Below are 23510 nucleotides of genomic sequence, written 5' to 3' on the forward strand. Positions count from 1 at the left end.
TTGCCGTTCACTAAATAGCAAACATTCTCTAAATTCACATTGACGAACGCAGCAGCCGACGCATGACTGGCGTTGGACAGATATTGCATTGCTCAAACGATACTCTAGCCACGCGAGTGCATCGCCGGTCAGGCTCAGGGTTCGGCAGCCTCTTAACGTAAACCTAGCACACAAGAGCAAACTATCGTGACCCACAATACAGTGTGATGAGCGAATGGTCCTCCTTAACAGAAGAGTAAATCCCCTTCCTTTCCCACACCAGCAGACCAGAGCAAATTTCCGGAACTATGAGATATTTGTGAACTTATGGTGCAGGCAGTGCAGAACAAGGTGTTCTCCGGCCCCGCTTTTCGATCAAGCTAAACCATTTCCGCAACTAGCGAGAGTCGAACAAAGGCAGTTATCAAGACTGCTTGAAAAATGGTGGGTGAGTAGGGACTCGAACCCTAGACCCGCTGATTAAGAGTCAGCTGCTCTACCAACTGAGCTACACACCCATCTACGGCGGAAGGGCCGCTTTGGGCAGCGGCGCGCCGGATTGCGGGTGTATATACCGCGCCCTTCCCCAAGGCAATGGGCTTTGTGACACTTTTTTGTCAAAGCCGCCATGCGCTTAACGCAGATCGCTCATGAATTGACGCAAACGGAAGGATTGCACAAATGCAACGCCCTCAACGAAACTTTCAAAAACATCTGAAAACTTTGGCGCAATAAATGAAATTAAGGCTTGACCGGTTCAGACCGCCTGACTAGTGTGCGCCGCATCAAGCCCGGACGGACGTGACGGGTTGATGCCGGAATCGCCCTAGAAGGTGCAGACAGAACAATGTCTTGTACGCAGTTTTGAAGGTGGGGCCGGCGGGGCCACCCGAAAACACTGTCCAGAGGCCTTCTGGCCTGCAGCATCAAGGGACCGGGACGACATGGCGATGTCGCTCATTCTAATCGTAGTAGGAAAGCGCGCCTCCGCAGCGGGTTGAACCCCGTACGGACCAGATGGCGCGCGACCAAGGCTCCCCGAGGGGCCTTTTTTTGTACCCGCCCTCTGAAGCCGCCCTTTCCTTCCGCGTAGACCGGACCTTTGACGCTACAGGCGACAGGGCCAGAACATAAAGACGACGAGAGCCAAGGCCCGAAAGACGGGCAAAATGCAAGGACGGAACGAATGACACGGGAAATGACCGGCGCCGAAATGGTCATCCAGGCGCTGAAAGACCAGGGAGTTGACACGATCTTCGGCTACCCGGGCGGCGCAGTGCTTCCCATTTATGACGAGATCATTCAGCAGGACGGTCTGGAGCATATTCTCGTACGCCACGAACAGGGCGCCGGCCATGCCGCCGAAGGCTATGCCCGCTCCACCGGCAAGCCGGGCGTTGCCCTGGTCACTTCCGGCCCGGGAGCAACCAACATGGTCACCGCCCTGACCGACGCCATGCTGGACAGCATCCCGCTGGTCTGCATCTCCGGCCAGGTGCCGACCCACCTGATCGGCAACGACGCCTTCCAGGAATGCGACACGGTCGGCATCACCCGCCCCTGTACCAAGCACAACTGGCTGGTGCGCAATGTCGACGACCTGCCGCGCATCCTGCATGAGGCCTTTTATGTCGCGACCTCCGGCCGTCCCGGCCCGGTCGTCGTCGATATCCCGAAGGACGTTCAGTTCGCCACCGGTACCTATCAGGGACCGACACCGAACCCGGCGTCGGCTCACAAGAGCTACCGCCCGCAGCTGAAGGGCGATGCCGCCAGCATCCGGCAAGCCGTTGAACTGATGGCCGCCGCCAAGAAACCGGTTCTCTATACCGGCGGCGGCGTGATCAATTCCGGCCCGCAGGCCTGCCAGCTGCTGCGCGAACTCGTCTCCCTGACCGGTTTTCCGATCACCTCCACGTTGATGGGTCTCGGCGCCTATCCGGCCTCCGGTGAAAACTGGCTGGGCATGCTGGGCATGCACGGTACCTACGAAGCCAACATGGCGATGCACGACTGTGACCTGATGGTCTGCATCGGCGCCCGCTTCGATGACCGTATCACCGGCCGCACCGACGCCTTCTCGCCGGGCTCCCGCAAGATCCATATCGACATCGACCCGTCCTCCATCAACAAGACCATCAATGTCGACCTGCCGATCATTGGCGATGTCGGCCATATTCTGGAAGACATGGTCCGGATCTGGCGGTCCTCGTCCAAGAAGGCCGACGAAACCGCGATGAAGGCCTGGTGGCAGCAGGTCGACCAGTGGCGCGCGCGCAATTCGCTGGCCTACAAGCCCAATGAAGACATCATCATGCCGCAATACGCGATCCAGCGGCTCTATGAACTGACCAAGCATCGCAAGACCTTCATCTCAACGGAAGTCGGTCAGCACCAGATGTGGGCGGCGCAGTTCTACGGTTTCGAGGAGCCGAACCGCTGGCTGACCTCCGGCGGCCTCGGCACCATGGGCTACGGACTGCCGGCAGCCATCGGAGCACAGGCAGCCCACCGCGATGCTCTGTGCATCGATATTGCCGGCGATGCATCCATCCTGATGAACATCCAGGAAATGTCGACCGCCGTTCAGTTCGGCCTGCCGGTCAAGGTGTTCATCCTGAACAACCAGTATATGGGCATGGTGCGCCAGTGGCAGCAGCTGCTGCATGGCAACCGCCTGTCCCACTCCTATACCGACAGCCTGCCGGACTTCGTCAAGCTGGCGGACGCCTATGGCGGTGTCGGCTTCCGGGTGGAAAAGCCGGGCGATCTGGACGGCGCCATCGAAGAGATGATCGCTGTCGACAAGCCGGTCCTGTTCGACTGCCGCGTCGCCAATCTCGCCAACTGTTTCCCGATGATCCCGTCGGGCAAGGCCCACAATGAAATGCTGCTGCCGGATGAGGCCAATGACGAGGCGGTCGCCAACGCGATCAGCGCCGAAGGCAAGTCCCTCGTTTAAGTCCCAGGCTCAAGGATAGACAAAGTCATGAACGCCCAGAATGTTGATGCGCCTTCCGCCTATTTCCTGGCCGAAGTCAGCAATGAAATCGAAACCCACACCCTATCGCTTCTCGTCGACAACGAACCGGGCGTGCTCGCCCGCGTCATCGGCCTGTTCTCCGGCCGCGGCTACAACATCGACAGCCTGACCGTGTCGGAAACCGAGCACGAGAAACACCTGTCGCGGATCACCATCGTGACCACCGGCACGCCGATGATCATCGAACAGATCCGCCACCAGCTCGACCGCCTGGTGCCAGTGCACCGGGTGACCGATCTCACCGTGCGCGCAAAACGCGCCAACCAGGACAAGCCGCTGGAGCGGGAACTTGCCCTGGTGAAGGTTGAGGGAACCGGCGAGAAACGTCTGGAGGCCCTGCGCCTCGCCGATGCCTTCCGCACCACGGTGATCGACGCCACGACCGAGCATTTCGTCTTCGAGATCACCGGACGCACCTCCAAGATCGAGCAATTCATCTCGATCATGAAACCGCTCGGCCTGGTCGAAGTGTCCAGAACCGGCGTCGCCGCCGTGCAGCGAGGTCCGGAAGGGCTCTGAACAGCTACCCAGAGACTGAATTCAGGAACCCGTCGCAGGCATGCGGCGGGTTTTTTGTCTAAATGGCGCCTCCGTCATTCCGGACGGTCTGCAGCAGAGCTGCATGACCAGATCCGGAACCCAGCGAATATTTCGCACCCCAGGCGCGCCTTTTTCAATAAAGTCAGATAGTTGATTGACTTTGTGCTCGTTTTCACTTGCGCTGATACGCTGGGTTCCGGATCAGCGTGCAGCAACGCTGCACTCGTCCGGAATGACAGGCTGAAGGATTGTCAGCAGTCTGCCCCGCCGCAGGAATACGGCAGGTCTTTGTAAGCTCACCCAACCCCAATTGCTTGGTCATCCCGGACGCAGCGCAGCGGAGAGCTGGAACCGGGGAGCCGAGGGCCTGCCGACTGGTCCGCGACACGGCGGCAAGGACCTATGGTTCTCCTGTCCCGGCGCGCGCCGCTTAAGGCTGGAAAGACGATGGAGAGGAAAGCAAGCTTGGCAAGGTCTCCCCTGCCACCTACATCAAGCCTTCCTTGCCCGTTTCGGACCTGCCATGCCCGCCTTCGATCTGACCACCTATCTCCACCGCATCGGCCTTCAAGCCTGCACACCGGACCTCGCCGGCCTGAAAGCCCTCCAGGCTGCCCAGATCAGTGCCATTCCGTTTGAAAATGTCCTGCCCTTTCTGGGAAAAGTTCCAGACCTCGATCCGGAAAGCCGCTGGCAGAAACTCGTTGTGGAGCGTTGCGGCGGTTATTGCTTCGAGCTGAATTCCCTGCTGGGTGAGGCTCTCGACGCCCTCGGTTTCCACGCAAGACAGGTTCTTGCCCGCGTGCGGCAGGGCGCGGCAGAAGGCGGCGCCCGCTCACATCTTGCCTTTGTCGTCACGCTCGACGGTTCCCAGTGGCTGGTGGATGCCGGTTTCGGCGGTCAGGCACCGGCGGAGCCGGTCCGGATTTGCGAAGACGCCCAGCCGATCCGTGATCAGACCTACCGGATCCGCTTTGAAGAGACCTCCGGCGAACATGTGCTGGAACGGTTGACCGACGCGGGCTGGTTTGCGCTTTATGGCTTTGACCGGGTCGACGTCCGGCCCGCCGACATCGAAGGTGCCAATTTCCTTTGTGCAGCCTCGCCGAAAATGCCCTTTGCCAACAGCATCAAGTTCTACCGACTGACGGAGGACGGCTTTTTCAGTTTTCTGGACGGCCGGGCGAGGCTGGTCGGCAAGAATGAAAACCGGGAGTGGCAGATCCGGGAGGCCGAAGAGCTCATCCGGTTCGTGCAGCAGGATATCGGTCTTGGCTACGACCGGCAGACAATCCAGGCGATTTTCGCGCGTCTGAATGCGCCTTGGGCTGGAACAACGAACGACTGCTGAACGTGCGGGCAGCACGATACGGGAAGCACTAGCGCCCCTCGGAAGGCGTTTGCCGCACCGACAGACGATGCCGGAGGCTCTCCAGTCTTGCCAGAACCGCAGTGGCGCCTTGCCGAACCGTCCTGAGCCGTCTTTCAAAAAGGCCGGCAAATCCCATGGACAGGGCAAAGACGAGCAGAAGCAGTAACAAATCACGGCCCGGCAGATGGTCGTACGTCTTCAGCGCCGGCCCGGCAAACTGCAGCAGGGGATAGTGGACCAAATAGAGCGAGAAACTGCCGCCTGCGCCCCAGACCAGAAAGCGCCGCAATCCGTCCGGCATGTCCGGAACACTGCCCATCCTGCCAAGGGCCGCGACGCCAACAAAATTGACGGCGACCAGAGCGGCCAGCAGCGTGTTCCAAAGGAACTCATCGGAGAAACGGAAAAGCGCCCTGACCTGGGTCTCGGAAAGCGACGTCATGTCCGCCGTTGACGCCAGCAGCGCCGCGGGCACGTCGGTGGCAAGGGAAAAAACATAGAGTCCGACAGGAAGCAGCGCGAATGACCAGGCCAGTCCGGCGTTCATCCGGAAGCCTGGCGCGGCAATCGTTTTCCAGACCGCAACGCCCAGGAGCCACGCCGGCAGCAGCATCAGGGGCCTGAAGCCGATCAAGAGCACCAGGCAGACAATCACCAGGATCCTTGCCGCTCCACGCAGATAGACTGCAGCGGCAAACAGCGCATAATAGGCCACCTCGTAACTCAGGGACCAGAAGGGACCATTGGTGCCGAGCCGCATGCCCAGAAGGCCCCATTCGTTGGAAAAGCTCAGGCCGGACAGAAAATAGACGGGAACCGGCAGTGGATTGTACCACCAGCCGGCATAGGCATCGGGCCAGAGCAGCGCACCGGTTCGATCCAGAACCAGCGTCAGGAAGAGAGCCGGCAGCACCACCGAATAGAGCCGGGTTGCCCGGTTGAAGACAAAGGTTCCGCCGGACTTGTCCTTTTTCTCGGCCGCAAAGGCGATCACCAGACCGGAGAGAACGAAGAACACCACCACCGCGTCGCTGCCAAGGTTGAACTCGCGAATCCAGAGGTAACTCCCGTCCGTAAACCTCGGATAGGCCCAGTGCGACAACAGGACCAGAAAGGCCGCACCGAACCGAACCGCATCCAGATAAAGGGAGAGGCCTCGTGTCATGTCAAGGGTCAGCCGGTTCCCGGGGAATCGTCCCCGCCGTTTCAAGCGGTGCAGGCGTCTTTCCGGACCGTCCACGCGTCAGTCTTGCCCGGATTTCCCGTGCGGAGGCGACCACCGGCTGCACCAGCGTCTGGCGCAGGCTCGGATGCAGCTGCTCGATGCGGTTGCCATCACCATCGGCGAGACCGAAGGTCAGCTCTTCGTGGCGTTCGGGAACGTAGAGCGTGCCGAACATCCAGTCCCAAAGGGCAAAGATCTCGCCGTAATTCTTGTTGTGATGCGGCACCGCGGACGAATGGTGAATCTGGTGCTGGGCCGGCGAAATCAGGACATGTTCCAGGACCCGGCCATAGCTGATCCAGATGTGGGAGTGACGGAAATTCGAGCCGGCCAGGTTGAACAGGACGTAGAAGATATTGGCCTGGCCCACCTGCAGATAGGTCACCTTGCCGAAGACCGCGTAGAGCACCAGCCCGGTGACCAGACCGATCGCGACATTTTTGACGAAAAAGCTGATCAGGTCATAGACCGGGTGTTTGCGGTAGACCGTGATGGGCGTCATCACTTCCGCGGAGTGATGCACAGCGTGAAATGGCCAGATGACCGGCCATTCATGGTGCAGCCGATGCACCCAGTAGACGCAGAAATCGGTGACAACGACAAAGATCAGCGTAACGGCCAGCGCCTGGCCAATTCCCGTTGTCGCAGATTTGTCAGCGGCGCTGCCGTCAATCCCGTTCAGGCCTTCCACGACGGCAATCACCGTCAGCGGACTGACCACCAGCATGTTCAATATGCCGAAAAAGGCAAGCAGGCGGCCAAACAGGAAGATCTTGATATCGTTCAGATGCGAGGCATGCAGATAGATGTTTTTCGGAAACAACCAGCCCAGGAACCCGCTGATGCCGGCGCCACGCTCGCGGTACCGGTAAAGCACGGCGCCAATGACAAGCGTTGTCACGATGTAGAGCGGCGCGATGCGCAGCGTCCAGCTTCCCAGAAACGTCTGGTAGATCTCGTTGAGTGTGTCCATGCCTGCCTGGCGCGTCGAGCGCAGCATCCTTGCCAAGTTGAACCGGTTCTGTCGCCAGTCTACCGCCCCAGCACTTAATCGTTGGTAACAGGAATTCGCACGTTTTCCGCAAACCACCGGAACACTCTGCGCGGCTTTCCCCGGAACTGGACCGCTGTACGGTGATGCAGCACATGAACGTGCTGGAGGCAGCAGACCTGATCATTGTCCAGCGCAAGGGGCGTGAGCGGTGGAATCATCTCAACGCCCTGCCGATCAAGAAATTTTATGATCGCTGGATCGAAGATTGCGCGGAAAATGCCGTCAATTTGCTGACCCGGCTCAAAACCGATCTCGAAACGCCGCCGAATTGAAACCAAACGCTTTTCTTGCGCGCAATGGCGCGGCTTTCTGCCCCGCCCACCTAGACGCGACACGGTGGAGCGCGTATACGACACCCGCGTCAGAGGCGCCGGATCGGCGCCATCCAAACCAATCAGATCAAAAGGCACTTCGCCATGATGCACGGTCTCTCCCGACCGAAAAACCAGATCCGCTGGCTGCTGCTGGAAGGCATCTCGCCGACCGCGCACGCGGTTCTTGAAAAGAACGGCTACACCAATGTGGAAGTCCTTGCCGGCGCGCTGGAAAAGGACGCCCTGATCGAGAAGCTCCAGGGCGTGCAGATGCTCGGCATCCGCTCGCGCACCCAGGTGAGCGAAGAGGTCCTGGAAGCGGCCAAGAGCCTCGTTGCCGTCGGCTGTTTTTCCGTCGGCACCAACCAGGTCGACCTGACCGGTACCCTGACCCGCGGCATCCCGGTCTTCAACGCACCGTTCTCAAACACCCGTTCTGTCGCGGAACTGACGATTGCCGAAATCGTCATGCTGATGCGCGGCGTGTTCCCGAAATCCTCCGCCGCCCATGAAGGCCGCTGGCTGAAGACCGCAACCGGCTCGCATGAAGTTCGCGGCAAGACGCTCGGCATCATCGGCTACGGCAATATCGGCACGCAGCTCTCCAACCTTGCCGAGGCCATGGGCCTGCGGGTGATCTATTTCGATCTGGTCGACAAGCTGCAGCACGGCAATGTCGCGCCGGCCGAAAGCCTCGACGCGCTGCTGGAAGCGTCCGACGTTGTCTCCCTGCACGTTCCGGACACGCCGGAAACGCGCAACATGTTCGGTGCCGATCAGATCGCCAAGATGAAAAAGGGCGCGTTCCTGATCAACAACGCCCGCGGCAAGGTGATCGACATCGACGCCCTCGCCGCAGCGCTGACATCCGGCCATCTGGCAGGCGCCGCCATTGACGTGTTCCCGGTCGAACCGAAATCCAACAAGGACGAGTTCATTTCACCGCTGCGCGGCCTCGACAATGTCATCCTGACGCCGCATGTCGGCGGCTCGACGGAAGAGGCCCAGGCCCGGATCGGCGAGGAAGTCTCCAAGCGCCTGGTGGAATATTCCGATGTCGGCTCGACCATCGGCGCGGTGTCTTTCCCCCAGGTCCAGCTGCCCAAGGGCATCGACGCGACGCGCTTTATCCAGGTGCACCACAACGCACCGGGCGCCATGCGCACGCTGAACGATCTCTTCACACGGCACAATCTCAACATCTTCGCCCAGTACATGCAGTCCCATTCCGACATCGGCTATGTGGTGCTGGATGTCGACAGCCCGGTCGAGGACCCGGTGAAGATCCTGGAAGAGATCCGCCAGCTGCCGAACACCATTCGCGCGCGGTTGCTCAACCGGGTGTAACCGCCTGCAGTCAGAACAAAGCAAAGCCCCGGTCACCGACCGGGGCTTTTCTGTTTCACGCCATCCCGTCAGCACCTCACTTCGGACAAGTGCTGCAAGACTGCAGAGGCGGACGGCCCCCTCAGACCTCGGCCAGCTTGTCCACCCGGCGTTCATTCGATGCCGTGCCGGTGTTGACCGTGGTTCCGGGCTCCAGCAGAACGACCTCGCAGGTTTCCGTCAGGGCCACGGGGCAATGTTCGATGCCGTGGGGAACCACGATGAACTCGCCCTCTTCCAGGATTTCCTCACGGTCCCGGAACTTCATCAGAAGCCGTCCTCGGTGGACCAGAAAGAGCTCGTCCTCGGTCTCATGAAAATGCCAGGTGAAGGCGCCGGCAAACTTGGCGAGCTTGATCTGCATGTTGTTGATCTGCCCCGCGATACGCGGTGACCAGGTGTCTTCAAACGAGCCGAAGGCCCGGTCCAGGCTCTTCTTGCCGAAGGGCGACAGGTGCCCGTTCAGGTCCGCGACATCGCGGACGATGGCTGCAAGCTGCGTAGCGAGCGCCGTGCCTTCTGCCGGATAGGCTCCGTCCAGCGCCGCCGTGCCGATTGTGAAACCGGCCGCACCTGCGTTCTGCACGGCTGCAATGCGCTCCCGGTCGGCAATGGACCCGGCAACGATCACCGGCTTGCCGGCAGCTTCGCAGACGGCGGCAATCATCGCCGGGATGTCCGGCAGCGGCGACCGGTAGGCCAGAAGGTCGAGACCATGCACCCCGTCATGGCCGACAAGCGCGCGCGCACTTGCTGCAATTTCTTCGATGCTGCCTTCCAGGACGCTCGGATGCCCGGTGATCTGCCCCGGAAACGGAAAATATTCGATCTTTGTCCCCTTCAGGATCGGCAGAACGTCCGTGACGCGCGTTCCGCCCAGCAGCACGTCGACCCCGATGTCGACGGCGGCGCGCGCCGATGCGGTTTCGCTGTCCCGGTCCAGGCTGACCACTTCCAGATAGGACGTCGCCCCCTTTGCCTTGATCCGGGCGTTGAGCGCCTTCAGGTCTTCAACCGGCAGGCCAATATCCTTGAAGCCGATATGGCGCACCCCAAGTTCAAGTGCCGTTTCCAGATGGCTGGCAGCCTCCGGCACGGTGCGGTCGTCCCGGGTGAGCATGAAAATGAAACGCAGGCCCATCAGGCTGCCTCCTCGCTGGTTCGGCGCGTCGCGGCGAGGCGATGCGCATAGGCAATGGCGGTGGACAGGCTGGCAGCATCGGCCACCCCCTGCCCGGCAATGTCGAACGCGGTGCCATGATCGGGCGATGTGCGCACGAAGGGCAAGCCGAGAGTGATGTTGACGCCGGTTTCCACACCCAGATATTTCACCGGGATCAGCCCCTGATCGTGATACTGGGCAACCACCACATCGAACTTGCCGCGCCGGGCCGCCATGAACACCGTGTCTCCCGGCCAGGGGCCCGTCACGTCTATGCCCTCAGCGCGCGCGGCGTTAATGGCGGGCGAAATGATCTCGATCTCCTCCCGCCCGAACAGCCCGCCTTCCCCGGCATGCGGATTCAGGCCCGCAACGGCAATGCGCGGCGCCGCGATGCCCAGATCCAGGCAGGCCGACTGAGCCAGGCGGATGGCATCCATCTGCGCTGAAAAATCAGCACTTTTGATGGCATCGTGGAGGGAGAGATGAATGGTCACCAGCACGGTGCGGATCTCGTCATTGGCGAGCATCATGGCCACCCGCTCCACACCGGCACATTCGGCAAGGATTTCCGTATGACCGGGATAGGTAAGCCCGGCGGAGAACAGCGCCTCCTTGTTGATTGGCGCCGTCACGATCCCGGAGGCGCGCCCCGTCTTTGCCAGGTCGATCGCGGTGATTACCGCCTCGAACGCGGCCCGCCCACCGGCCGCAGACACTTTACCTAAGGGAACACATTCTGCGTCCTGCGACACGGGCAAAACGTTGATCACACCGGGTTCCGGACGCCCCTCTTCAAACGAGGCAGTTTCCCGGATTGCCAGATCGGCCCCGGCAAGCTGCACGGCGCGTTTCATGACCGAAGGACTTCCGGCCACAACACAGTCTGGAGCCTTGCCGGCAGCAAAGGCCTTGGCGACAATTTCCGGGCCGATGCCGGCCGGATCGCCCATGGTGATGACAAGTGGGGGCCGGGTCACGCGCTGCGCTCCTTGTTTCGGGTAAGACATTCAACAGCGTGCCGGAACGTGTCCGGCCCGCCAAACCCGCCTGCCTTCAATCCAAGGACAAGCGGTCGCCCTTCATATGTTGCCTGCGCCGACGGGAAACCGGGTTCGAATTCTCCAAAAAGCGCAAAGCGCCCGATGCCAGCAGCCTCCAGAAGGGCTGTCATCGTATCGCCGCCCGTTGCCAGAAGCGCGCCATAACGGCCGGTCTGAAGCTCGGTCAGGGCATCGCCCGTCAAGGCCGCGAGCGTCTCGTGCGGATCGCCCCGGTGCGGCGGCGCGCTCAGGACGGTAACGCCTGGAAACCCGGCCAGCCTTGCCGTCTGGTCTGCGCTCACCGGATTGGCGCTGCCGACCACAACAAGAACGTCACCGGACGTCCCTGGACAAGTGTCCGGACTGTTCCCTGCCCCAACCAGCTGCGACAAGGCGGTGGCCAGTCCGGGCGAACCGGCCCAGAGCACCGTTTCCGGCTCGTCAATCTCCGCCACGCGGGCGGTCAGCTCCTGCTGGGTGTCCGCATTCAGGATGGTGACGTCCTGGACCGTATCAGGCACCAGTTCCGCCAGCTCCGAGCTTTTGACCGGATGAACCGGGTCATTGGCATAGGGGCTTTCGGCCACCGGGACACCCGCCACCAGCTGCACGCCGTCCCGCGTCACCCGCCCTGCTGCGGGAAAAGCCGGCGCCAGAACCAGGCGCTGGCGGCGGCTGGCGGCAAAGGCGGCGCTGATTTCAGCGCGCACATGGCCGCGCAGCGTGGAATCGACCGTCTTCACCAGAAACCGGCAGCTATTGAGGGAGCGAGCGAACCTCGCGGCCCGGGCCATCGCCTCTGCGACCGGCAGGGAGCGTGTTGCCATGTCGACGGCGATCACCTCCGCCTGTGATTGTGGCTGCGTCTGCGGCACGTGGCCCAGGCCGACACTTGCCCGAAGGCCACGCGCAACAAAGGGCGCAGCGCCATCTGCGGCGCTTGTCAGATCATCGGCCAGGATGCCGAAAAGGGGTGGGCTCGTTGAAGTCATACTGGTAACGTCTGCGAAAGTGTCTTGCAGGACAAGCAATGATTTGGCACCAAAATATGTGACAAGAAATCACCAATGAAACGCTCTGACCTCCCCTATCTCGACGATCTGCGTGCCTTTGATGCAACCGCACGCACCGGCTCCGTGCGGGCCGCCGCCGAAGAGCTCTCCCTCACCCATGCCGCAGTCAGCCGCCGCGTCTCGCGGCTGTCGGAGGCCGTCGGCGCCCCGCTTCTGGAACGGGACGGCCGCGGTATCCGGCTGACGGGGGCGGGCGAGGCCCTCAGCGATACCTGCCGGCGTAGCTTCGATGATCTCACCCGCACGATTGCCACAATCCGGGAGGCACAGCAGGAGGGCCCCGGCGCCGTCCTGCTCTCCTGCGAACGATCCGTTGCCATGCGCTGGCTGATCCCGCGCCTTGCCGCCTTCGAGGCGGCCCATCCCGAGATCGCCATCCATCTGTCGGTTGGCGGCGGCGCCATGGATCCGCACCGCGACGCCGGCATCCTCGCCCTCCGCCGCCTGGATTTCCCGCTTGACCCCGCCTGGACCGTCCGCCCGCTCTTTCCCGAACGGGTCGGCCCGGTCATGACCGCCGCAATGCACGCTCGCTTCACCGCCGGCGACTACAACGCGCTCATCTCGAGAACCCGCCCCGACGCCTGGGACAGCTGGCTCGCCGACCACCCGAACGCCCCGCGCCCGAAAGATCGCCGCGAACTGGACCATCACTTCCTCGTGGCCGAAGCCGCCTCAAGCGGGCTCGGGGTCGGGTTGTTGCCGGAGGTGGTGGCGCTGGATGACATCGCACGGGACCGGCTGGTGGCGCCGTACGGGTTCAGCGCGGATGGGTCGCGATATGCGTTGATCCATCAGGGGGCGCTGAGTGCAGAGGCGGAGGTGCTGGTGGGGTGGCTGGAGGAGGTGTCCAGGGAGGTGTCGGAGGACGGCCTAAAGTAGACTCTATTTAATCTCAACATGTTGGAACTGTGGCAGAAAGCGATGAAACTTCTTAAATGAAGTCCACTGTCTCGGCATCTGCGCTGCGCGCGCGATATCGTATCCTAACTCTCTGGTTAATTCATCCGCATTGCGGTCAAGTAGCCGATCCAAATAAGATTTTTCCCGAGCTGTAAGCTCTGGAACTTCTAGACTCTCGATGTCACCCCAATCATTTGCGAGATAACTAAAACCGTCTGGTGCAGCAGGAGTCTTGTTAGCATCTTGCACAAGGATTGTTACTGTAAACATAGGTACACTGTCGGTGTAACAAGTTTGCAGCATCGGGCAAAATGACACTTCCCCATTTGGATCCATTTCGGCAGCCCTATCACACAAATGTTCAATACACTTGGATAGGTATCTCGGCATGTCGTTTTGAGATTCAAGTTCAAAATCTTCGGGATGGTATTCTCCAAGCTCGCGTGCCAGAAGTGCTTTCATCGCTGGAAAATGCTGATTTCGAATGTTTTCGGGCAACTCCGACTTAAACTTCTCCGGCGGCAGCGAAGCATCCATCGCAATTCTTGCTATGTCACCGCTTGAAAGTGACTTTAGCAGAGACTGAAACTCTGCTAACTGAACGCCTCGCTGCCTCGCCCCAGTATAGTCAAACCATACAATCACTCGATCAACATCAAGCTTATAGCTGATATCATCTAGTTTTGCTGGAAGTTCAGCCGCAGAGTGAGCTTCGCATATTGTCTCATGTGTAGGCGCGTTGAATCTTTGTCTTAAAACAATGTTTTGTTCAGCATCAAACGAATAGAGCTTCGAAATGCCATTTCTTCGATACATAGCAATTTGATCTGTCATCTGTGGACCGCCCATCGAAATGTATGCGCACCTGTCCACCTGTGTGCTTGAGAGAGTTCGGCCAACCAATTCAACGAAAAGTTCTCGATCAACATGCTTGTTCGGTCGGATTGAATAGTTGCTTGGCATCAATCAATCACCCTGAGTTTTCGGGCCAGATCGGTCCATACTTGCTCGCCAACTACCCCTGGCTTTTCACTTGGGCTGAGACCAAGCAGCTCTGCAACACGTTCGATTTCCGATTTATCTCGTGTAAAAGCTATTCTACCAATCGGGTTCCTTTGTTCTATGGTCGGTAAGGTCGCAGTGACTTTCTTAGCAGCACCTTTGGAGTTTCGGACTACGCGAGCAGATGATCTAAGTGTGTTAGTTACTTGAGAAATTGAATACTTTTGGGCTGAATCAATAACCGCATCGGTGGTTTCTTCACGTCCTTTTGCCTTGTTTGTATAGTCCGTAAAAATCTTGATGCCTTCCATGACTGCATTGAGGCCAACGACGTAAGTACCATCATCCAAATCAAGCGCGCCTTTTGTAGTTGAAACAGGAAGTGTTCGCGCATCGTCTGATTCAAAGATAATAATTCCCGCAATAGAACGAAATTGAGGGTGGTATCTAGGAACAGCCCCCATCCCCCAACCTGTAACAGCAGAAGTATCTGCGTATTTAATTACTCGATCATTGCACACGACGGTAATTCCGGCTCTTAGGCCACCAGTTTCCAAGCCATCATTTGAGGTTATTGCCTCTTCGCGCTCATCTTCTTTTGTTAGTTTTCGGAACAAACCCACGATAACTCTAACCGATACATCGCCAGACGTTGCCTCATAGTAAAAGGGTGACACATTCCGCTCATCAAACCGAAACTCAATCGGTAGCGCTGGAATCCGCTTGCCGTTTACGATGATCGAAAATCCCTTCTCGATGACGTAAGCGTAGTAGCGCGAAATTGTTCGAACGAGGTCATCGAAAAAGCTCTTGGATGAGAATGTTCTCGAAATATTTGGCCATAACTCATTTGCAACGATGGTCACACCGTGCCCATCTCTCACTGGAGCTGTCTCGTCCAAATCAAGCGTCCAACTAGGATTTCCCGGGTCCATCCAAGCTCTATCGTAATGGACACGAGTGGTAGCTGAGGTGCTTCTGGAAATCACAGTAGAATCAGCACCGATTTTGAAAATGGATCGCTTCATACCGATGCCATACATTCCAATAGTCGGCTTGTCGTTGTCGATGCTGGGATCGTCTCTTCCGAGCTTCAAAGCCGCTTCGATACGATCCGCTGGTATTCCACCGCAATTATCCTTGATTTCAAAGCTGTCAGCCGAAAAACTGAGTTCACAAAAAAGGTCTTGGTAGGGTGCCGGATGGTTAAGACGTATTTTGTCGATCCTTTGGCGAATCGCTCCATCCAAACTGTTGTCAATCAAATCAAGCACAGCATGCTCAAGGCTAATGTCCCTCGGCAGCATTTCTACAAAAAACCGCTTGGATGGTCCCGCCTCGATTGTTCTTATTGTCATTTGAGCGCCCTCAGATTTCGTTTAAAAAAATTCTGCTGTTTAGCTGGTTGACTTGTCGATTTCCGATCGACAGGCCCGACTCCATGATGTAATGGTTGAACATGGTAACTGTAATTGATCTATTTTCTGGCTGCGGTGGCCTCTCACTTGGTGCTGCACGTGCGGGCCTTCCTCCAAAAATCGCTATTGAATTAGATGGCCATGCCGCTGCCGCTCACTCAAAGAATTTCCCAAAATGCAAAACCGCCAAACTTGACCTATCGAGAGTTGATCCCCGTTCACTCAGCTCCCTCTATAAGGGTAGGCCTGACCTTGTGATCGGGGGCCCCCCTTGTCAAGGCTTTAGCTACATTGGCAAACGAAATCAAAGCGATCCAAGAAACGATTTACTAGATCGCTTCTTTCAGATTGTCGCCGAACTACAACCACGCGCATTCATGATGGAGAATGTACCAGGGTTGCTTGATCGCTCCAGTATTCAGATGCTTGAACGAGCTTTGGACCGAGTAGCCACTGAATACACCATTCTTCCTCCAACCATTCTGGATGCTGCCGATTTCGGAGCTGCCACTCACAGAAAACGTGTAATTGTAATTGGCTATGACCCGCTCGATGTAGACAACCTATCCTTTGAACAAGTCAACAAACATCGATCCCTACCAGCAACTGTATGGCAGGCTCTTGAAGGACTTCCCGAACCCGGAGATAAGGACATCGCCAATGTCGGGTTTTTTGAGTCACCTTACATTAGCCTAGTGAACCGCAGATCCAAAAATTTGGGTGATCGCGCGAAACTTGAGGCTTTTAATAACGGTCAAGTCAGCGGCTTTGTAGCAACGCAACATTCAGAAGAAGTGCAACGACGGTTTGCAAAAACTGCTCAAGGAAAAACGGAAAAAACGAGTCGCTTCTTTCGCCTCGACCCCAATGAACCAGCGCGAACACTTCGCGCTGGAACCGGGGCAGATCGCGGGTCTTTTCAGTCAGCCCGCCCTATTCACTACAAATCCCCCCGCGTTATTTCGGTACGCGAGGCTGCAAGAATTCAAGGTTTCCCCGATTGGTTTGATTTCCATCCTACCAAGTGGCACGCGCACAGGATGATTGGGAATAGCGTGAACCCACTGTTCTCCGAAGCCATTCTGAAAGCAATATCAATCGCCTTGGGGGTTTCCAGGACTGAGATAGAACAATCTGACGATCAACAATTGGCAGTCATGGCAAATTGAATCGTTCAGTATGTTTGAACTCAATTTCACAAACTCCTCCCCGCCGACGCCAGCCTGATATGGCTCTGCGTCTCCGCCACTTCCGGCAGAGCCCTTATCTCGTCCAGCGTCCTGTCCAGCAGTTTCAGCGAGCGCACACGCAGCTCCGCGACCAGATCGAACGCGCCGCTGAGCGTGTGGATGTCGGTGATCGCCTCGATGCGGCGGAGCGCGGCCTGGGTGGCGCGGCCGTCGTCGGCGGTGAGGCGGATCAGGGTGAAGGCGCTGATCTGGTGGTCCTCGTCCGAAGGGCCGAGCTCGACCGTGAAGCGGTGGATCACCTTCTGGTGCTGGAGCCGGTCGATCCGGTTCTGCACCGTGCCGCGCGAAACACCAAGCTTTTCAGCCAGGTCCGTCGCCGACATGCGGGCATCGCGCGTCAGAAGGTGAAGCAAACGGTGGTCGAGATCGTCCATATGGTTTCCTGAAAGCCGGGTTTGTGGGCCACACCAAGTCTGACAAAATGTCAGAAAACTAGCTTTTTGAAAAGTTTTTTGCCGTTTTGTTTGGCATCAAATCAGCTCCTAATAGGCCCAACGGGCGTTTTCGGCCCGCGCTTCGGCGCGGGTGGAAACCCGCCGTCAGGGGAACAATCGGGCAAGGGCAGCTCCGAAGAAGGGCGCCTTTCGCCAGGGAGCAGAGACATGAAAAAAATCGCGGTACTGGGTCTGGGCAAGGTGGGGGCGCTGGCGGCGCGGCTTCTTCATGACAGCGGCTTTGAGGTCATCGCCTATGACCAGCACGCCCCGCGCGAGGAAATGCCGTTTGACATTCGCTCGGCAGACCTGAAGGCCTATGACAGCCTGGAAAAGATCGTCGCGGATGTCGACGCGATCCTCTCCTGCCTGCCCTACCAGCTCAATGTCGGCGTTGCGACCGCCGCCCATGCCGCCGGCATTCACTATTTCGACCTGACCGAAGACGTGCCGACCACCAAGGCGATCATCGAGATGAGCGAAACCGCCAAGGGCCTGATGGCGCCGCAATGCGGTCTCGCGCCGGGCTTTGTCGGCATTGTCGGCGCCAAGCAGATCGGCGACTTTGATGATTGCCGCTCCTGCCGCATGCGTGTCGGCGCGCTGCCGCAGAATCCGACCGGGCTGATGGGCTATGCCTTCAACTGGTCACCGGACGGTGTCGTCAACGAGTATCTCAACGATTGCGAAGTGATCGAGGATGGCGTGCGTAAATGGGTCTCGCCGATGGAATGGCTGGAAACCATCTATATCGACGGCATGAAGCTGGAAGCCTTCACCACCTCCGGCGGCCTCGGCACCATGTGCGAGACCTATCTCGGCAAGGTCGCCAATATCGACTACAAGACCATGCGCTACCCGGGCCATGCGGAGCTGATGAATTTCTTCTTCCACGAACTCCTGATGCGCGAACGGCGCCAGGAAGCCGGCGAGATCCTGGTCCATGCCAAACCGCCCACCGACAATGATGTTGTTTATGTGCATGTGGCCTCGGAGGGCACGATTGACGGCCGGCCGCGCCGCGAGGAATTCGTGCGCGCCTATAAACCCCTCGAGATCGGCGGCAAGATGCGCACGGCGATTGCCTGGACGACCTCTGCCTCCGTCGTGGCCGTCATTGAAATGGTGCGCGACGGCAAACTGCCGGACCACGGTTTCCTGCGCCAGGAAGACATCCCGCTGGAGGCGTTCTTGAAGACACGCACGGGCTCGCTTTACGCGGCAGGGTAAGCCTCTCTACCGGCCGGAAAGCAAGACCACTCCCTGGCACCCCGGACAGGCAAAACGCAGATCCGGGGCCGGTTCGCCGCAACGGCCCCGATCAAAAAAAGAAGCCGGCGATGACTGGATCCCGGTCCTGGCTGCGCCAAACCGGGATGACAATGGTGGGTGGCGGCACACTTGTTGTCCTTCCCTTGGGCTCAGACCACCGGATCAACCACCAGTAGAAGCCTTGCGCCGATGTCCTTCGGCACGGCGGGCGAGCGGTGCAGGAGGCCGGTGCTGTCCGCATCCGGCCAGAGCCGCCCCCGAAAGAGCGCGACAGCCCCGGTGCGGACCTGACGGATCCGGCCGGGATCGCCTTCCGCAACCGTCCTTCTGACAATCAGCAACAGTCTGAAGAAGCATTCGCCGTTATGGGCAAACGGGCGAAGTGTCTCCAATGGCATGTTTTTCGAAAAGTGCCTTGGCAGCGGTCTGAATTGCCGCATCGCTTGAATTCGACAGGTCCGGAATATCACCGGCGGTACCAGGAAAAACGATGTATTCGACTGTTCCAGCCCCCAAGGCCAGACCAATGACTTTGCGATACGTCGAAGGCAGTGGCTTGCCTCGCAGCCGCGCCGCAAGATTGACCGTGGCCTCACCAACCTTGCTGTCATTGGTGTCGCCAACAATTGCTCCAACCCAGTCGCCTGACGATTTGAGCCGCACAATGGCCAGATCGTGCTGACCGACACCATTGTCAGCCATGATGCCGGTCCGCGGGACCACGATTGCAGGGATTTTCAAGGCATCCAGCCATTTTTCCGGCTTGCAGTCGCCATAAGTGCCGCCTGGCAGCATTTTTGCCACTTGAGAAACATAAAACCCGTCCTTTTCACAAGGGACGCCGCGTAGGATCTTCTTGCCGTCAGGCTTTTCGACATAGGTCTTCTTGCTCACCTCAATGCCGTAGAAAAAGACAAAATTTTCGTTCGGCTTCAACCAGCCCTCCTTGCGAATTCGTTTAAATTCGCGAATGAGATCATAACAGCGGCTGGTTCCGTAAAGCAGTTCTCCATTCGGCTTGCGAATATTCGCGCCATTGCAAATCACATTCAGGGAACTGTTGGTGTCGAGCTTATCGTTGGCGTTCTTGTATCCCAGGTCTTCAATGCCATAGGAGGACAAGGCGCCGTCGGTGTTGACATCCATATCTCCAACAAAGGAAAGAACATCACCATCTGACTTGTAGACTTTGGCAGACTCGCCCCCCTGACCAATGGTGCCCAAGTATTGACACTCACGCGCAACAGCATCTGCTGCAAACGTGAGTGCGAGCGTGAAGGCGAGCGCAGATTTTTTCAAATTTTTCATAATGCAGTTCCTTAAATACCAACCGGAAAATCAGTACGCGTTTTCCCAATTCAACGAGCAAGGCAAATCAAACGCCTAGCTTCAGAACCACAACCTAACAACTCCCCTTCTGGTTGAATACTAAAAAAAACAACCTGAACATTGACTTGGAACCTTCAAACCACCGGATCGATCACCAGAAGCAGCCTTGCGCCGATGTCCTTGGGTACAGCGGGCGAGCGGTGCAGGAGGCCCGTGCTGTCCGCATCCGGCCAGAGCCGCCCCCGAAAGAGCGCGACAGCCCCGGTGCGGACCTGACGGATCCGGCCGGGATCGCCTTCCGCTCCCTCCGGCACATAATCCGTGCCCGGCCCGCGATAGCTGCACAGCAGCCGGACGACCACATTGTCGATGTGAAATTTCGGACACATGACCTCTTCGGAGACATCCAGGCGGAGGCGGATCTGATCCACCCGCAAGGTCCTGGCCACCATCAAGGCCAGGGCGCCGATGTCGCCGGCCAGCATGTCCAGTTCCGGCCCGGCGGGCGTTCCGGCCGTTTCGGCAGCGGCCAGAACGGCAGCCTCGGCGAGATGCACCGGAACCACGGTCGCCAGTTCCGGCAGCTGATCGACGGGAAGTCCGTCGATCCAGCCCTGGAAGTCCGGCGCCGGTGTCCGCACCCAGATCGAGGCGGCCACCGACGGCAGGTGAATGTCATCGAGAATATCCGGCTCGCGGCCGATAAGGACATCGCGGGCCGACCGGCCTCCGGCTGAATATCGGGTCTCTGCCAGGCTCATGCCGCGGCCTCGGCCCGGCGGAAGGGCGGGAACGGGTCCGGCAGCGCGGCGAAGGCAGCAAGATCGTTGCCCTGAAGCTCCGGGATCAGGCAGGCGTCGAGGCGGCTTTTCAGCGCCGGCCAGTCGATGCCGGCACCGATAAAGACCAGTTCCTGGCGCCGGTCGCCGAACGGCTCGACCCACTGGGCGCGGGCATAATCATGGGCACGCGGGTCGTTCGGCCATTTCTCGGGCGGCACCGAGGCCCACCATGTGCCCAGCGGGCTGATGCTGGACAGCGCACCTGCCAGGGAAAACTCGATGACGAAATCCGGCCGGCTGCCGATCCAGAAATGCCCCTTGGCGCGGATGACACCCGGCAGCGCATTGTTGAGCAAGGTGTGTATCTTCTGCGGATCGAAGGGCCGGCGCGCCCGATAGACGAAGGACGCCACGCCGTATTCTTCCGTCTCCGGCACGTGCTCGGCAAAACCATAGAGTTCCTTGGCCCACATCGGGTGTTCATGGGCCTTTTCGAAATTGAACAGACCCGTATTGAGGATCTCCGACGGGGCGACCTCGCTATAGTCGGTTTCCAGGATCCTGGCATCGCCATTGAGGCTGCGGATGATCTTGCGGGCAGCGTCCACCTGGGACGGTTCGGCGACGCTCACCTTGTTGAGCACGACCACGTCGGCAAATTCGATCTGATCGGTCAAAAGATGCACCAGCGTGCGCTCGTCCTCCTCTCCCAGGACCTCGCCCCGGTCCCGCAGGAAGTCGTGGCTCGAATAGTCCTTCAGCAGATTGACCGCATCCACCACCGTGACCATGGTATCGAGGCGGGCGACATCGGCGAGGCTCTGGCCTTCTTCGTCGCGAAATTCGAACGTGGTAGCCACCGGCAGCGGCTCGGAAATGCCGGTCGACTCGATCAGGAGATAGTCGAACGCGCCCGCTTCGCTGAGCCGTCGCACCTCCTGCAGGAGATCGTCGCGCAAGGTGCAGCAGATGCAGCCATTGGACATCTCCACCAGTGTTTCCTCGGTCTGGCTGAGCTCTGCCCCGCCGGCCCGCACCAGATCCGCATCGATATTCACTTCCGACATGTCATTGACGATGACAGCGACCTTGAGGCCTTCCCGGTTGTTCAGGATTCGGTTCAGCAAGGTGGTTTTGCCAGCGCCCAGAAATCCCGACAGCACCGTCACGGGCAAACGTTTGTCCAGCATGACATCCCTCTCCATCAGATGTTATGTTATTACATAGCACCCTCCTACACCAATAGGTGTTTCGCTGGCAAGCTGGTTTCGATGATCGTCCCGAGAAGTGCTCAGTGCGAGCGAGGCGTCTGCCGGCCGCAGGCGGGGCGCGCACGTTTCCTGGCGGTATCACGACTGAACGCGGAGACCACCGGTTGTCTGGGCGGTGACACAAAAGCCTGGAAGTCAGGAATCTGTCGAGCGGTTCATTCGGCACGCCAGCCCAGGTTTGGAGTTCGGCAGAAGTTCTCGCTCTTGGGCGCTCAGCGTGACCTGCCCGGTGGCCTGACCGCCTGGGGTCAGGCGGCAGCCCCCGGGCCGATCACCCGGTTACGGCCGGCTTCCTTGGCCTCGTAAAGCCGCTGGTCCGCCGTCCGGAACAGGTCCTCGACCGTGTGACCGTCAACCGGGGCCGACGCGACACCGACACTGACGGTCACCTTCTCCGGCAGATAGACCTTGGTGAAGCGTTCGATGGTCTTGCGCAGCCGCTCGGCGAGCGAAAGCGCGCCGTCGACAGGAAGCTTTTCGCACATCAGCACGAATTCCTCGCCGCCCACCCGGTAAAGGTGATCGTCGGAGCGCAGATTGTCGGTCAGCAGCCGCGAGACGGTTTTCAGCACCTCGTCGCCGGCCTGGTGGCCAAGCCGGTCATTGACCTGCTTGAAATGATCAATGTCGATCACGAGCAGGGACAAGGGGCGCTCGGCAAGCAGGTTCCGCTCCAGGATGCCCGGTGCATTCTGGTCATACTGGCTGCGGTCCAGCGCCCCGGTCAGATGATCTCGGATGGAGGCTTCCAGCAGCTGCTGGTAGCGTTCACGATAGGTCAGAACCTGGAAGACATCCTTCAGCGGGCGGTTGGTCAGCCAGCCCTTTTCCGTGTCGAAATATTTCAGGTAGAGGACGAACAGCACCGTGTAGACAACGGTTGCCACCATCTTGGCGGCCCAGCCGCCGAAAAACACATGGCCGGGCGCGCCGGAGACATAGTGCAGTGCCAGGAAGAACCCGGCCTGATCGAAGGTCAGCACAACGGCGCCGCAAATCAGAAAACGCAGCCCCAGATGGCGCCCGAGCCAGTCGCCGAGCCGCTCGTAGAGAACGATGATCAGGATGCTGTCGAGAAACAGCAGCACCGTGCCCCAGACCATCAAAAGGCCCATCTCGTCGATAAAGGCGAAGTCCGGACTGTTGCCGTTGGTGACGTTGACCGTGTCATGGTAGCGCAGGATCATCACCAGCCCGACGATCAGGAAGTTGCCGATCAAAAGGCCGTAGATCGGCTGGCGCACCACCAGTGCATCCTCACGGATATACAAAAGCAGGATCATCAGCAGCTTGCCGGAGAACAGCACCGTCGAGCCCGGCGAAACGATGCCGAAGGGCAGCTGAATGTAAAAGACGCTGGCGAGATAGGTTTCCAGAAAATGCATGACGCCCAGCGCGCACATGAACACGCCGATGCCGATTGCCTTGCGCGCCCTGAGCAAGCTCATCATGACGGTGAAATAAACAGCCGCCTGAGCGAAGAGAAGGAGTGCGTTGGACGTGGCCATGAACAATCCGGATCTGGTTACTGAAATAATGTATGCATCGATTCCCGTTCATCGCGAAAACCAAAACCGGTTTCGGCGATGCAAACGCTGGAAATCATTCGAATCGGCAGAATTCTGCGCCCCGCGCGCTCATACTGCAAATGCGGGACC

At 58.9% G+C, this 23510-nt stretch carries 20 protein-coding genes, 1 tRNA gene and 1 pseudogene; 8 read left to right on the forward strand and 14 right to left on the reverse strand.

Going from position 1 to position 23510, the window contains the following annotated elements:
* Window positions 1-421 precede the first annotated feature (421 nt).
* Window positions 422-497, reverse strand: a tRNA-Lys gene (locus CHH27_RS10765).
* 668 nt (window positions 498-1165) lie between these two features.
* Here CHH27_RS10765 and CHH27_RS10770 point away from each other — a divergent pair.
* The 3 genes from CHH27_RS10770 to CHH27_RS10780 all read left to right on the forward strand — a co-directional run bounded on the left by CHH27_RS10770 (window position 1166) and on the right by CHH27_RS10780 (window position 4913).
* Complete coding sequence (locus tag CHH27_RS10770; protein WP_094071588.1) at window positions 1166-2941, forward strand: acetolactate synthase 3 large subunit; 1776 nt, start codon at window positions 1166-1168, stop codon at window positions 2939-2941.
* A gap of 27 nt (window positions 2942-2968) precedes the next feature.
* Window positions 2969-3541 carry an acetolactate synthase small subunit gene (gene ilvN / locus CHH27_RS10775; RefSeq protein WP_094071589.1) on the forward strand — a complete coding sequence of 191 codons (573 nt, stop codon included), beginning with the start codon at window positions 2969-2971 and terminating at the stop codon, window positions 3539-3541.
* A gap of 544 nt (window positions 3542-4085) precedes the next feature.
* Complete coding sequence (locus CHH27_RS10780) at window positions 4086-4913, forward strand: arylamine N-acetyltransferase (protein WP_094071590.1); 828 nt, start codon at window positions 4086-4088, stop codon at window positions 4911-4913.
* A 28-nt stretch (window positions 4914-4941) separates the two neighbouring features.
* On the opposite strand, the gene CHH27_RS10785 is transcribed toward CHH27_RS10780, so the two are convergent.
* Both CHH27_RS10785 and CHH27_RS10790 read right to left on the reverse strand, forming a co-directional pair.
* A complete protein-coding gene (locus CHH27_RS10785) occupies window positions 4942-6099 on the reverse strand; it encodes an acyltransferase (protein ID WP_094071591.1) in 1158 nt (385 codons plus the stop codon).
* Window position 6100: 1 nt separating this feature from the next.
* A complete protein-coding gene (locus CHH27_RS10790; protein WP_094071592.1) occupies window positions 6101-7159 on the reverse strand; it encodes a sterol desaturase family protein in 1059 nt (352 codons plus the stop codon).
* A 79-nt stretch (window positions 7160-7238) separates the two neighbouring features.
* Between CHH27_RS10790 and CHH27_RS28310 the strand changes: the two are divergent.
* Together CHH27_RS28310 and serA are read left to right on the forward strand one after the other, a co-directional pair.
* Window positions 7239-7485, forward strand: a pseudogene (locus CHH27_RS28310) (ArsR/SmtB family transcription factor); the annotation flags it as partial.
* Between the two features lie 144 nt (window positions 7486-7629).
* Window positions 7630-8874 (forward strand): phosphoglycerate dehydrogenase, encoded by a 1245-nt coding sequence (gene serA / locus CHH27_RS10800; protein WP_094071593.1) that lies wholly within the window; start codon window positions 7630-7632, stop codon window positions 8872-8874.
* Window positions 8875-8995: 121 nt separating this feature from the next.
* On the opposite strand, the gene CHH27_RS10805 is transcribed toward serA, so the two are convergent.
* The 3 genes from CHH27_RS10805 to CHH27_RS10815 are packed head-to-tail and all read right to left on the reverse strand — an operon-like array spanning window position 8996 to window position 12110.
* Window positions 8996-10054, reverse strand: a complete 1059-nt coding sequence (locus CHH27_RS10805; RefSeq protein ID WP_094071594.1) for a cupin domain-containing protein — start codon at window positions 10052-10054, stop codon at window positions 8996-8998.
* Window positions 10054-11055 (reverse strand): 4-hydroxythreonine-4-phosphate dehydrogenase PdxA, encoded by a 1002-nt coding sequence (pdxA, locus tag CHH27_RS10810; RefSeq protein ID WP_256386432.1) that lies wholly within the window; start codon window positions 11053-11055, stop codon window positions 10054-10056. The genes CHH27_RS10805 and pdxA overlap by 1 nt, the downstream gene beginning before the upstream one ends.
* Window positions 11052-12110, reverse strand: coding sequence for a four-carbon acid sugar kinase family protein (locus tag CHH27_RS10815; RefSeq protein WP_094071596.1), 1059 nt, complete (start codon window positions 12108-12110; stop codon window positions 11052-11054). The genes pdxA and CHH27_RS10815 overlap by 4 nt, the downstream gene beginning before the upstream one ends.
* Before the next feature lie 75 nt (window positions 12111-12185).
* Here CHH27_RS10815 and CHH27_RS10820 point away from each other — a divergent pair, with 75 nt between their 5' ends.
* Window positions 12186-13073 carry a LysR family transcriptional regulator gene (locus CHH27_RS10820; protein WP_094071597.1) on the forward strand — a complete coding sequence of 296 codons (888 nt, stop codon included), beginning with the start codon at window positions 12186-12188 and terminating at the stop codon, window positions 13071-13073.
* 3 nt (window positions 13074-13076) lie between these two features.
* Here the strand turns inward: CHH27_RS10820 and CHH27_RS10825 are convergent, their stop codons facing one another.
* Both CHH27_RS10825 and CHH27_RS10830 read right to left on the reverse strand, forming a co-directional pair.
* On the reverse strand, window positions 13077-14057 hold the full coding sequence (locus CHH27_RS10825) for an O-methyltransferase (RefSeq protein ID WP_371681843.1): 981 nt from the start codon (window positions 14055-14057) through the stop codon (window positions 13077-13079).
* The gene (locus tag CHH27_RS10830; protein ID WP_094071599.1) at window positions 14057-15454 is read right to left on the reverse strand and encodes an ATP-binding protein; all 1398 of its coding nucleotides are present in this window, start codon (window positions 15452-15454) and stop codon (window positions 14057-14059) included. Before CHH27_RS10830 ends, CHH27_RS10825 begins: the two co-directional genes overlap by 1 nt.
* A 101-nt stretch (window positions 15455-15555) precedes the next feature.
* On the opposite strand from CHH27_RS10830, the gene CHH27_RS10835 reads away from it, so the two are divergent.
* Window positions 15556-16683 (forward strand): DNA cytosine methyltransferase, encoded by a 1128-nt coding sequence (locus CHH27_RS10835; protein ID WP_247646273.1) that lies wholly within the window; start codon window positions 15556-15558, stop codon window positions 16681-16683.
* A 26-nt stretch (window positions 16684-16709) separates the two neighbouring features.
* Here CHH27_RS10835 and CHH27_RS10840 read toward each other — a convergent pair whose 3' ends face one another.
* Complete coding sequence (locus tag CHH27_RS10840; protein ID WP_094071601.1) at window positions 16710-17138, reverse strand: Lrp/AsnC family transcriptional regulator; 429 nt, start codon at window positions 17136-17138, stop codon at window positions 16710-16712.
* 228 nt (window positions 17139-17366) lie between these two features.
* Here CHH27_RS10840 and CHH27_RS10845 point away from each other — a divergent pair, with 228 nt between their 5' ends.
* Entirely contained in the window at window positions 17367-18428 is a 1062-nt protein-coding gene (locus tag CHH27_RS10845) for a saccharopine dehydrogenase family protein (RefSeq protein ID WP_094071602.1), read from the forward strand.
* A gap of 191 nt (window positions 18429-18619) precedes the next feature.
* On the opposite strand, the gene CHH27_RS10850 is transcribed toward CHH27_RS10845, so the two are convergent.
* The 5 genes from CHH27_RS10850 to CHH27_RS10870 all read right to left on the reverse strand — a co-directional run bounded on the left by CHH27_RS10850 (window position 18620) and on the right by CHH27_RS10870 (window position 23360).
* Window positions 18620-18862 carry a DUF1826 domain-containing protein gene (locus tag CHH27_RS10850; RefSeq protein ID WP_208988817.1) on the reverse strand — a complete coding sequence of 81 codons (243 nt, stop codon included), beginning with the start codon at window positions 18860-18862 and terminating at the stop codon, window positions 18620-18622.
* Entirely contained in the window at window positions 18834-19778 is a 945-nt protein-coding gene (locus CHH27_RS10855) for a glycoside hydrolase family 75 protein (protein ID WP_094071604.1), read from the reverse strand. Before CHH27_RS10855 ends, CHH27_RS10850 begins: the two co-directional genes overlap by 29 nt.
* 155 nt (window positions 19779-19933) lie before the next feature.
* A complete protein-coding gene (locus CHH27_RS10860; protein WP_094071605.1) occupies window positions 19934-20560 on the reverse strand; it encodes a DUF1826 domain-containing protein in 627 nt (208 codons plus the stop codon).
* Entirely contained in the window at window positions 20557-21771 is a 1215-nt protein-coding gene (locus CHH27_RS10865) for a GTP-binding protein (protein WP_094074667.1), read from the reverse strand. The genes CHH27_RS10860 and CHH27_RS10865 overlap by 4 nt, the downstream gene beginning before the upstream one ends.
* A 329-nt stretch (window positions 21772-22100) precedes the next feature.
* Window positions 22101-23360: a diguanylate cyclase gene (locus CHH27_RS10870; protein WP_094071606.1), complete on the reverse strand. Its 1260-nt coding sequence runs from the start codon at window positions 23358-23360 to the stop codon at window positions 22101-22103.
* Window positions 23361-23510: the final 150 nt, after the last annotated feature.

The organism is Labrenzia sp. VG12 (genome assembly GCF_002237595.1).
In the GTDB taxonomy this organism is placed as follows: domain Bacteria; phylum Pseudomonadota; class Alphaproteobacteria; order Rhizobiales; family Stappiaceae; genus Roseibium.

What these genes read in the sequence shown, in the direction of transcription:
- CHH27_RS10770 (WP_094071588.1), top strand. Translation starts at nt 1,166, where the DNA reads ATGACACGGGAAATGACCGGCGCCGAAATGGTCATCCAGGCGCTGAAA.
- ilvN (WP_094071589.1), top strand. Translation starts at nt 2,969, where the DNA reads ATGAACGCCCAGAATGTTGATGCGCCTTCCGCCTATTTCCTGGCCGAA.
- CHH27_RS10780 (WP_094071590.1), top strand. Translation starts at nt 4,086, where the DNA reads ATGCCCGCCTTCGATCTGACCACCTATCTCCACCGCATCGGCCTTCAA.
- CHH27_RS10785 (WP_094071591.1), bottom strand. Translation starts at nt 6,099, where the DNA reads ATGACACGAGGCCTCTCCCTTTATCTGGATGCGGTTCGGTTCGGTGCG.
- CHH27_RS10790 (WP_094071592.1), bottom strand. Translation starts at nt 7,159, where the DNA reads ATGCTGCGCTCGACGCGCCAGGCAGGCATGGACACACTCAACGAGATC.
- serA (WP_094071593.1), top strand. Translation starts at nt 7,630, where the DNA reads ATGATGCACGGTCTCTCCCGACCGAAAAACCAGATCCGCTGGCTGCTG.
- CHH27_RS10805 (WP_094071594.1), bottom strand. Translation starts at nt 10,054, where the DNA reads ATGGGCCTGCGTTTCATTTTCATGCTCACCCGGGACGACCGCACCGTG.
- CHH27_RS10815 (WP_094071596.1), bottom strand. Translation starts at nt 12,110, where the DNA reads ATGACTTCAACGAGCCCACCCCTTTTCGGCATCCTGGCCGATGATCTG.
- CHH27_RS10820 (WP_094071597.1), top strand. Translation starts at nt 12,186, where the DNA reads ATGAAACGCTCTGACCTCCCCTATCTCGACGATCTGCGTGCCTTTGAT.
- CHH27_RS10825 (WP_371681843.1), bottom strand. Translation starts at nt 14,057, where the DNA reads ATGCCAAGCAACTATTCAATCCGACCGAACAAGCATGTTGATCGAGAA.
- CHH27_RS10830 (WP_094071599.1), bottom strand. Translation starts at nt 15,454, where the DNA reads ATGACAATAAGAACAATCGAGGCGGGACCATCCAAGCGGTTTTTTGTA.
- CHH27_RS10835 (WP_247646273.1), top strand. Translation starts at nt 15,556, where the DNA reads ATGGTAACTGTAATTGATCTATTTTCTGGCTGCGGTGGCCTCTCACTT.
- CHH27_RS10840 (WP_094071601.1), bottom strand. Translation starts at nt 17,138, where the DNA reads ATGGACGATCTCGACCACCGTTTGCTTCACCTTCTGACGCGCGATGCC.
- CHH27_RS10845 (WP_094071602.1), top strand. Translation starts at nt 17,367, where the DNA reads ATGAAAAAAATCGCGGTACTGGGTCTGGGCAAGGTGGGGGCGCTGGCG.
- CHH27_RS10855 (WP_094071604.1), bottom strand. Translation starts at nt 19,778, where the DNA reads ATGAAAAATTTGAAAAAATCTGCGCTCGCCTTCACGCTCGCACTCACG.
- CHH27_RS10860 (WP_094071605.1), bottom strand. Translation starts at nt 20,560, where the DNA reads ATGAGCCTGGCAGAGACCCGATATTCAGCCGGAGGCCGGTCGGCCCGC.
- CHH27_RS10865 (WP_094074667.1), bottom strand. Translation starts at nt 21,771, where the DNA reads ATGCTGGACAAACGTTTGCCCGTGACGGTGCTGTCGGGATTTCTGGGC.
- CHH27_RS10870 (WP_094071606.1), bottom strand. Translation starts at nt 23,360, where the DNA reads ATGGCCACGTCCAACGCACTCCTTCTCTTCGCTCAGGCGGCTGTTTAT.